At 72.6% G+C, this 8,378-nt stretch carries 11 protein-coding genes; 5 read left to right on the top strand and 6 right to left on the bottom strand.

From position 1 onward, the window contains the following. Positions 1 to 568, bottom strand: a 568-nt coding sequence (locus CCN44_RS35260) for a penicillin acylase family protein (protein WP_143650195.1), incomplete at its 3' end; no start/stop codon positions are given. A 207-nt stretch (positions 569 to 775) separates the two neighbouring features. On the opposite strand from CCN44_RS35260, the gene CCN44_RS35265 reads away from it, so the two are divergent. Both CCN44_RS35265 and CCN44_RS35270 read left to right on the top strand, forming a co-directional pair. Continuing rightward, complete coding sequence (locus CCN44_RS35265) at positions 776 to 1,378, top strand: hypothetical protein (protein WP_059248456.1); 603 nt, start codon at positions 776 to 778, stop codon at positions 1,376 to 1,378. A gap of 212 nt (positions 1,379 to 1,590) precedes the next feature. Next, positions 1,591 to 2,301, top strand: a complete 711-nt coding sequence (locus CCN44_RS35270) for a 3-keto-5-aminohexanoate cleavage protein (RefSeq protein ID WP_086702632.1) — start codon at positions 1,591 to 1,593, stop codon at positions 2,299 to 2,301. On the opposite strand, the gene CCN44_RS35275 is transcribed toward CCN44_RS35270, so the two are convergent. Then, positions 2,265 to 2,999, bottom strand: coding sequence for a hypothetical protein (locus CCN44_RS35275; RefSeq protein ID WP_086702617.1), 735 nt, complete (start codon positions 2,997 to 2,999; stop codon positions 2,265 to 2,267). The genes CCN44_RS35270 and CCN44_RS35275 overlap by 37 nt on opposite strands. Before the next feature lie 145 nt (positions 3,000 to 3,144). Here CCN44_RS35275 and CCN44_RS35280 point away from each other — a divergent pair, with 145 nt between their 5' ends. Beyond that, positions 3,145 to 4,212 carry an RNA ligase (ATP) gene (locus CCN44_RS35280; protein WP_086702620.1) on the top strand — a complete coding sequence of 356 codons (1,068 nt, stop codon included), beginning with the start codon at positions 3,145 to 3,147 and terminating at the stop codon, positions 4,210 to 4,212. Between the two features lie 38 nt (positions 4,213 to 4,250). Here the strand turns inward: CCN44_RS35280 and soxR are convergent, their stop codons facing one another. After that, positions 4,251 to 4,709 carry a redox-sensitive transcriptional activator SoxR gene (gene soxR / locus CCN44_RS35285; protein ID WP_059248459.1) on the bottom strand — a complete coding sequence of 153 codons (459 nt, stop codon included), beginning with the start codon at positions 4,707 to 4,709 and terminating at the stop codon, positions 4,251 to 4,253. A gap of 104 nt (positions 4,710 to 4,813) precedes the next feature. On the opposite strand from soxR, the gene CCN44_RS35290 reads away from it, so the two are divergent. Then, the gene (locus CCN44_RS35290) at positions 4,814 to 5,275 is read left to right on the top strand and encodes a MaoC family dehydratase (RefSeq protein WP_086702623.1); all 462 of its coding nucleotides are present in this window, start codon (positions 4,814 to 4,816) and stop codon (positions 5,273 to 5,275) included. Here the strand turns inward: CCN44_RS35290 and CCN44_RS35295 are convergent. The 3 genes from CCN44_RS35295 to CCN44_RS35305 all read right to left on the bottom strand — a co-directional run bounded on the left by CCN44_RS35295 (position 5,266) and on the right by CCN44_RS35305 (position 7,519). Beyond that, on the bottom strand, positions 5,266 to 5,925 hold the full coding sequence (locus tag CCN44_RS35295) for a TetR/AcrR family transcriptional regulator (protein ID WP_059248461.1): 660 nt from the start codon (positions 5,923 to 5,925) through the stop codon (positions 5,266 to 5,268). The two genes, CCN44_RS35290 and CCN44_RS35295, sit on opposite strands and share 10 nt — an antisense overlap. Before the next feature lie 95 nt (positions 5,926 to 6,020). Then, positions 6,021 to 6,308: a YiaA/YiaB family inner membrane protein gene (locus CCN44_RS35300; RefSeq protein WP_086702626.1), complete on the bottom strand. Its 288-nt coding sequence runs from the start codon at positions 6,306 to 6,308 to the stop codon at positions 6,021 to 6,023. Positions 6,309 to 6,367: 59 nt separating this feature from the next. Beyond that, positions 6,368 to 7,519, bottom strand: coding sequence for an acyl-CoA dehydrogenase family protein (locus CCN44_RS35305; protein WP_086702635.1), 1,152 nt, complete (start codon positions 7,517 to 7,519; stop codon positions 6,368 to 6,370). Positions 7,520 to 7,621: 102 nt separating this feature from the next. Here CCN44_RS35305 and CCN44_RS35310 point away from each other — a divergent pair, with 102 nt between their 5' ends. Beyond that, positions 7,622 to 8,257, top strand: coding sequence for a TetR/AcrR family transcriptional regulator (locus CCN44_RS35310; RefSeq protein ID WP_086702629.1), 636 nt, complete (start codon positions 7,622 to 7,624; stop codon positions 8,255 to 8,257). The last annotated feature ends 121 nt before the right edge of the window (positions 8,258 to 8,378 follow it).

Consider the following 8,378-nt stretch of genomic DNA (forward strand, 5'->3'; position numbering starts at 1 on the left):
AGGTCAGCCGGCCGCGGCCGACGTGCCGGAAGACGTCCATCAGCCACAGCCGGTCCTGGGCCGCCGCGTATCCGGCGCCGAACTCGGTGCCGTACCGGGTGGTGCCCGTGATGTGCGGTACACCGGTCTTCTTGTCGCGGACGATCGTGACGTCGCTGCGGCCGGCCGGTTTCTCGGTGGAGGCGACCTGGTCGGCGGGGACGCCGAAGGAGGCGTCGTTGAAGAAGGTGTTGACCGTGGCGTCGGTCAGGCCCCGGTAGCCGGTGGCCAGGCCCGCGTACGGGCCGAGCTGGTCCTCGGCGTGCGCGGGCTGGGTACCGAAGGCCTGGTTGAGCAGGATCTGGGCGAGGGTCGCGTTGCCGTTCTGGCCGGGCGGCAGGATGTCCGAACACCGGCCGCCGCAGTGGTCGCTGGCGGCCGTGGTGTCGGGCGCCGCCACCGCGCTCCGGGAGAACGGGGAGAGAAGACCGGCGACGAGGACGCATACGGACGCCGTCTTCAGGAACCCGGGGAGTCGGCGGGACGTTCTCTGTCTGTCGAGCGTGGTACGTGGGGTTCGCCGTGGCATGGCAGCTCCTAGCGACAGGGGTGGCCGAACGTTACCGCCGGTATCCCCCGGTTCAAAGATGAACATGCGTCACTTTCTGGAGTCCGCACGGAGATCCCGAGAAGACATGGAGCCGAATCGCCTGTCGATACGTCTATTCGGCGACGTCCGTGCGACGACGCCGAAGTGACCGAAGTACAGGTGCAGGTGTGACGGAGGTGCAGGGCGATGGCCGGTTTCCGGAGTCTGGCGAGACAGGTACGCGATCCGGGCTGTGATCTGGCGCTGCGGCGGTACTCGCTGCGCAAGTGCCTGGAGAAGTTCGCCCCTTATGGGCATCGGGCGACCTGGGACCATCTGTGCTCCCGGGCGGGTTTCGGCCCCGAGGACCGCTCCCCCGATCCGGCGCGGCTCGTGGCCGCACTGGAGGAGCTGGAGGAGGCCCGTGACGTCTGGCTCGCCTACGAGACCGACTTCACCGAGCGACGGAGGAAGGAGAAGCACGACGGGCTGCGCCGGCCGGGCAGCGTGGACGACTGGCACCGGCTGACCTGGGGCGGGTTCGGGGTCGCCTGGTGCGACGATCCGCGGGTCCACCCGGAGGCACCGCTGGCGGAGGTGCTGCGCCGGCTGATCGCGGCGCTGGAGCGGGAGCCGGGTTCGTCGTGCCCGGTCTGCGGCGGCGAGCGGCTGGTCTGGAAGTACGGCCTGGACCACGAGCCCTCGTCCGGCCCGGTCTGCACGGACTGCGGGATCCTGGTGCCGCGGCCCGTCCTCAGCCCGCGGGCCCTGGAGCACGCCAGGCGGGGACGCCTGCTGATGTCGGCCTGAGCGGTGGGCGGCACCGGTGTCCGGGGTGCGCGGCACCGGTGTCCGGGGTGCGCGGCACCGGTGTCCGGGGTGCGCAGGGGATGCCGCACCCTTCCCGCGGGCCGCGCGGATCCTGCGAACTCCGCGAACTCCGCGAGGCGTCGGCCGAGACGTCGGCCGAGGCCCGGGCAGCGGCCAAGACCGTTGTCCGTGGCGCCTGGCACCATCGGGTCATGGTCCAGGTATGTCTGAACGGGCGCCGCTCGCCCGCCGACGGCGCGGGCGTCCCGATGTCCCCCGAGGATCTGGCGCGTTCCGCCGCCGCGGCGGTGGCGGCCGGGGCCACCTCGGTGCACGTCCATCCGAAGACACCGTGCGGGCGGGACAGCCTCTCCCCGCGCGTCGTCGGCCCGGCGCTGGAGGCGATACGGGCGCGGGTGCCGGTGCCGGTCGGCGTGACCACCGGTGCCTGGGCGGAACCCGATCCGTCCGCCCGGCGGGCCCGGGTGCGCGCCTGGTCGGTGCTGCCCGACTTCGCCTCGGTCAACTGGCATGAGCCGGGTGCCGAGGAGGTCGCAGCGGAACTGCTCGGCAGGGGCGTGGCCGTGGAGGCGGGCGTCTGGTCCGGCACCGGGGGCGCGCGGCGGTTCGCGGCCTCGCCGCTCGGGCCGAGGGTGCTGCGGGTGCTGGCCGAGGTGACCGACCCGGACCCGGCGACCGCCGAGGCGTCGGCGCGGGCGCTGCTGGCGGAGCTGGGCCGGGCGCACGGCCGCCCGGTGCTGCTGCACGGCGAGGAGGGCGGCACGTGGCCGGTGCTCCGGCTGGCGGGCCGGCTGGGCCTGGCCACCCGGATCGGCCTGGAGGACACCCTGCTGCTGCCGGACGGCCGACGGGCCCGGTCCAACGCTCAGTTGGTGGCGGAGGCACTGCCCCAGTACGGGTGATCCCAGCGCTGGTCATGGGGCAGGGCGAGGAGTGCGCAGCGGACGGCGAGGTCGTGTTCGCCCAGGGCGTGCAGGCGGGCGGCCCCGGTCCCGGAGAGCCAGTCGCGCAGCTCGGCGACGCCCGCCGCCTCACTCTCCCCGTACCACCAGGAGAACGGCGAATCGTCGCTCAGCAGGTCGTACAGCCAGACATCGGCGCAGTGCACGAGGTGGGCGTCGGCGGCCGGGCCGCGCTCCCAGGCGGCCAGGAAGGGGGCCACGGTGCGGGCGGTCGTGACGCAGGCGTCGAAGATCTCCTCGATGCCGTACGGCGGCTCGGGCACCGTCAGGGCGTGCCGCCACCAGGCGTGCAGGAAGGTGTCGAGCGCGGCGGCCTGTGCGGCGGGCCAGGACCGCCAGTCCACCCGGGACAGCCCGATCGCCCCGTGGCCGATCGCCCCCAGGCTGCCCTCGGCCAGCGCACGCGCGGCCTGCGGGAGCAGGCGGCGCATCGCGGTCGCGTGGTCGTCGAAGTGGTCGGGGACCTCGTACAGGTAGTACTGCACCACGTCCGTGGGCACGCGCACGGACGGCGTGCGCAGATACGCGGTCTCCTCGGGCGAGTGGCAGTAACCGCAGCCGGTCTCCCCCGGGTTGGCGAAGCCGTCGAAGACGGTGTCGATGTCCGCCAGGGCGGCGGCGAGAGCGGTGGAGGACAAGGGACCGGTTCCCGTCGTGACTCCGTGCGCGGCGTCGCCGCCGGCCGAAGAGCGCGACGTTAGCAGAGCCAAATCCGTTCGCTCCAGCCCTTTCGCGCCCGGACAGTGGGAGCCGATGAAACCGAACCGGTGAACGGGGAGTCCCATGTCCACGCTGCGGGTCACCGCCGAAGTGCTGACCGTCCACGAGCATCCGAACGCCGACGCGCTGGAGCTGGCCCAGGTGGGCCTGTACCGGGCCGTCGTCGCCAAGGGCGCGTACCGCACCGGCGAAACCGCCGTCTACATCCCCGAGCAGGCCGTGCTCCCGGCGGCGCTGATCGAGGAGCTGGGGCTGACCGGGCGGCTGGCGGGCGGCGAGGCCAACCGGGTCAAGGCGGTGCGGCTGCGCGGCGAGCTGTCCCAGGGCATCGTGTGCCGGCCGAAGGCGCTCGCGGACGTCGACCTGGCGCGGGCCGCGGCGGAGGGCACCGACTTCGCGGAGCTGCTGGGCATCACCAAGTGGGTGCCGCCGGTCCCGCCGACGATGAACGGGGACGTGGAACCGGCACCGGACCTGCTGCCCTGGGTCGACATCGAGAACATCCAGCGCTACCCCGACCTGTTCACCCCCGGCGAGCCGGTCGTCCTGACCGAGAAACTGCACGGTTCCGCCTGCCTGCTGACGTACGTCGCCGGGGAGGGCAGGGTGTACGTCTCCTCCAAGGGCTTCGGCGCCAAGTCCCTGGCGCTGCGGGAGGACCCGCGGAACCTGTACTGGCGGGCGGTGCGCGGGCACGGGGTCGCCGAGGCGGCGGCGCGGCTCTGCGAGCGGCTGGGCGCGCGACGGGTCGGCGTCTTCGGGGAGGTGTACGGCGCGGGCGTGCAGGACCTGTCGTACGGGGCCGACGGGCGGCGCGACACCCTCGGGTACGCGGCGTTCGACGTCTGCGCGGAGATCGACGGCACCGTGCGCTGGCTGGACGCGGCGGAACTGCTGGCGGGTGAACTGCCGTTGGTGCCGCGGCTGTTCGCGGGGCCGTACGACATCGAGCGGGTACGGGAGTGGGCGAGCGGGCGGGAGACGGTGTCCGGGCGGGGGCTGCATCTGCGGGAGGGCGTGGTGATCCGGCCCGCGGTGGAGCGGTACAGCCCGGTGACCGGGGGTCGCGCCATCGCCAAGGCGGTGAGCCCGGCGTACCTGACCCGCAAGGGCGGCACCGAGTACGAGTGACGGACCCGGCAGCCGGCCCCCTCCCCCGCGGCCGGCCCTCAGCGCCGCTCGGCCATCAGGCGGGATCCCGTGAGGCGCTCGCCGAACACGTCGTCCGGGTTGGACAGCACGCACGTCTCCAGGGACAGGCACCCGCACCCGATGCAGTCGGTGAGATGGTCGCGCAGCCGGTTCAGCTGCTGGATCCGCTCGTCCAGTTCCGAGCGCCACTTCTCCGACAGCCGCGCCCAGTCCTCCCTGGTCGGCGTCCGTTCCTCGGGCAGTTCGGCCAGGGCCTCCCGAATGGTGGCGAGCGGGATGCCGACCCGCTGGGCCGCGCGGACGAAGGCGACCCGGCGCAGGGTGTCGCGGCTGTACCGGCGCTGGTTGCCGGGGGTGCGCCGGCTGGAGATCAGGCCTTTGGACTCGTAGAAGTGCAGTGCGGACACCGCCGCTCCGCTGCGCGCGGACAGCTGGCCGACGGTCAGCTCGTGGATCTTCTCGGGAATCTGGGGCACCTCTCAGAGATTACCCACCCGGCCGGTCCGCCCTCCGTTGACATCGACCCCCCGCCCGACCATGCTAAGCAGTTGCTTAGAGACGCGAGCGAGAGGCCGGGAACATGGCAGAACCGAGGACCTTCACCTCCCCCGACGAGCTGCGGGCGGCCGTGGGCGAGCAGCTGGGATACACCGACTGGCTGGATATCGACCAGAAGCGGATCGACCTGTTCGCCGAGGCGACCGGGGATCACCAGTGGATCCACGTGGACCCGGAGAAGGCCGCCGCCGGACCCTTCGGGACGACCATCGCCCACGGCTACCTCACCCTGTCCCTGCTCCCGCTCTTCGGGCCGCAGCTCGTCCGGGTCGAGGGCGTGAAGATGGGCGTCAACTACGGGACGAACAAGGTCCGTTTCCCCGCCCCCGTCCCCGTCGGCTCCCGGCTGCGCGCCACCGCGAAGATCACCGGCGTCGAGGACGTCACCGGCGGGGTGCAGGTGACGGTCGCGTTCACCGTGGAACGCGAGGGCGGCGACAAGCCGGTGTGCGTCGCGGAGTCGGTGTCCCGGTACTACCTGTAGGCCGGTGCGCCGTCCTGCGGGCGGGCCGGCTCGGCCCCGACCATGCGCAGCACGAGGTCGGCGTAGAGCGCGCCGACCTCCTCGGGGGTGCGCGGGCCGTTCACGTCGAACCAGCGGGCGACGTCGATGCACAGCGACAGCACGGCGAGCGTGGTGCCCTTGACGTCCAGCACGTCGAACTCGCCCGAGGCCACGCCGTCCTCGATGATCCCGCGCACCTCGGCGTCCACCTGCCGGCGCAGCGCGACGATCTCGGCGCGGGCCTCGGGGCCGAGGGCGTCGAGTTCGTACTGCACCACCCGTGCAGTGGTGCGCCGCCCCGCGTGCCAGCGGACGAAGGAGCTGACGGCGTCGGCGAGCCGCTCCCTGGCGCTGCCCTCGCCGCGGGCCGCCGTGCGCAGGATGTCGAGGGCCCGGTCGTGGCCGATCCGGCTGATCCGGTGGAGCAGCTCTTCCTTGGTCTTGTAGTGGATGTAGAGCGCGGCCGGGCTCATGCCGGCGCGGCCCGCGATGTCCCGGGTCGTCGTCGCGTGGTAGCCGCGCTCGGCGAAGGCCTCCACGGCGGCGACGAGCAGCCGCCGGGCCGCGTCAGGGGTGACCTCTTCCCACGGCTCCACTTCGCCGCCGGTCGTCTCCTCCGCCGTACTCATCGCTCGCTCGCCCCTCTCGTGACAGGAGCACCACCATACCGCCGACGGTGAGCGAGCGCTTAGCGTAGCCGCCCGGTGCCGCGCCGGGGCCTCGGTCAGAGCTTCTCGAACGGGTCGTGCTCGGCGAGCAGCTTCTCCAGGCGGGCCTGGTCGACACGGCTGACGAGCTGCCCGGCCTCCTGCCGGTCCCGGATCACCTTGGCGAGGGTGAAGGCGGAGGTCACGAGGTAGAGGACGGCGATCGCCATGAAGCCGCGCACCCAGGCGCTGGCGTCGAGCCGGACGATGCCGATGGCGGTGGCCGCCATGGCGACCGCAAAGGAGGCGACGGCCTGGCCGTAGAACGCGGCCGTGCTCTGCTGTTTGACCGGTGTGTCACTCATGGCCCCAGCTTCGGCGGATGCGGCCCGCGTCACATCCGCCGAGGTACTCAGCCGCGTACTCAGAACGCCGAGACCCCGGTCAGGGAGCGCCCGATGAGCAGCTTCTGGATCTGGCTGGTGCCCTCGTAGAGGGTCATCACGCGGGCGTCGCGCAGCAGCTTGCCGGCCGGGTACTCGTCGATGTAGCCGTAGCCGCCGAAGACCTGGAGGGCGTTGTTGGCGGCGCGGACGGCGGCCTCGGAGGCGAACAGCTTGGCCTTGGAGGACTCGACGGCGAACGGCTCGCCGCGGTCGATCAGGTCGGCGACCCGCCAGGTCAGCAGCCGGGCCGCGTCCACGTCGACGGCGATGTCGCTGATCAGCTCCTGCACCAGCTGGTGATGGGCGATGGAGCGGCCGAACTGCTCGCGCTCACCGGCGTATCCGACGGCGGCGTCCAGCGCGGCCTGGGCTATGCCGACACAGCCGGCGGCCACCGACATCCGCCCCTTGGCGAGCGCGGACATGGCGACGGAGAAACCCTTGCCCTCCTCGCCGAGCATCGCCGAGGCGGGCACGCGCACGTCCTCCAGGACGAGTTCGGCGGTGGCCTGGCCGCGCAGGCCGAGCTTGCCGTGAAGGGTGCGGCGGGTCAGGCCGGGGGTGTCGGTGGGGATCAGGAAGGCGCTGACGCCCTTGTGGCCGGGGGCGTCGGTGGAGCGGGCGAAGAGCAGGACGACGTCGGCCCAGGTGCCGTTGGTGATGAACATCTTGGTGCCGCTCACGACGTAGTCGTCGCCGTCGCGGACGGCCCGGGTGGTGAGGTTGCCCGCGTCGGAGCCGGTGCCGGGTTCGGTGAGGCCGAAGCAGCCGACGTACTCGCCGGCGGTGAGCCCCGGCAGCCAGCGCCGCTTCTGCTCCTCGCTGCCCCAGGCGGCGATGGTCTTGGCGACGAGCCCGAGGGAGACGGAGACGATCCCGCGGACCGAGGAGTCCCCGCGCCCCAGTTCCTCGGTGACCAGGCAGTAGGAGAGGTGATCGCCGCCGGAGCCGCCGTACTCCTCGTCGACGGTCAGCCCGAGGAAGCCGACCTCGCCGAGCTTCTTCACGATGCCCCGGTCGACCTCCTCGGCGCGGTCCCAGGCGACCGCGTGCGGGGCGATCTCGCGCGCCACGAAGTCCCGGGCGAGCTGCCGGACGGCCGCCTGCTCCTCGCTGAGCCCCAGGTTCACCACGAGATCACCCCACACCGGACGGATCCATCACTGGATCTTGAAAACCGTACATTTAAATTAGCACTGCTAGTTTCTGTGTGCAGCCCTACTATGTGCGCCATGGCCCGACCGCGCAAGCCCCTCCTCAGCACCGACCGGATCGTCGAGACGGCCCGGGACCTCGTGGACCGGGAGGGCCTGGCGGCGGTCTCCACCCGCCGGCTCGCCGCGGAGCTGGGGGTGAGCGGGCCCTCGCTCTACAACCACTTCCGCACCAAGGACGAGATCCTGGAGGCGGTGGCGGACTCGGTGAGCGGGCTGGTCGACCTGTCGATGTTCGAGGACGGCCGGGACTGGCGGACCGCGCTGCACGACTGGGCCGTCTCCTACCGGGCCGCCCTGCGCGACCACCCCAACATCGTCCCGGTCCTCGCCCGCGGGCCCGGCCGGCGTCCCGCCGCGCTGCGGCTGGCCGACGCGGTCTACGGCGCGATGGTCGACGCGGGCTGGCCGCCGGCGCAGGCCACCTCCATCGGCGCGCTGATGCGGTACTTCATCATGGGCTCGGCGCTCGGTTCGTTCGCCGGCGGCTTCGTGGACGACGCCAGCGCGTACGACCCCGCCGACTATCCCCACCTCGGGCAGGCCCATCTGCTCGCCGAGCAGCAGGAGAAGATCGACGAGCGGGCCTTCGAGACGGGGCTGACGGCGCTGCTGGACGGGCTGGCGCAGCAGTACGAGCAGGTACGGGTGTGAGGACGTTTCGGCCGCCGCCGAAGCGCCGGTGGCCCATGCTGGGGGCATGAGCACCCAGGATCCCCGGGCCGCGGGCCTGGCCGCGCTGGCCGGACTGATCGCCGACCGGACCCGGGCCGCG

Source organism: Streptomyces tricolor, assembly GCF_002155905.1.
Classification (GTDB): Bacteria; Actinomycetota; Actinomycetes; order Streptomycetales; family Streptomycetaceae; genus Streptomyces; species Streptomyces tricolor.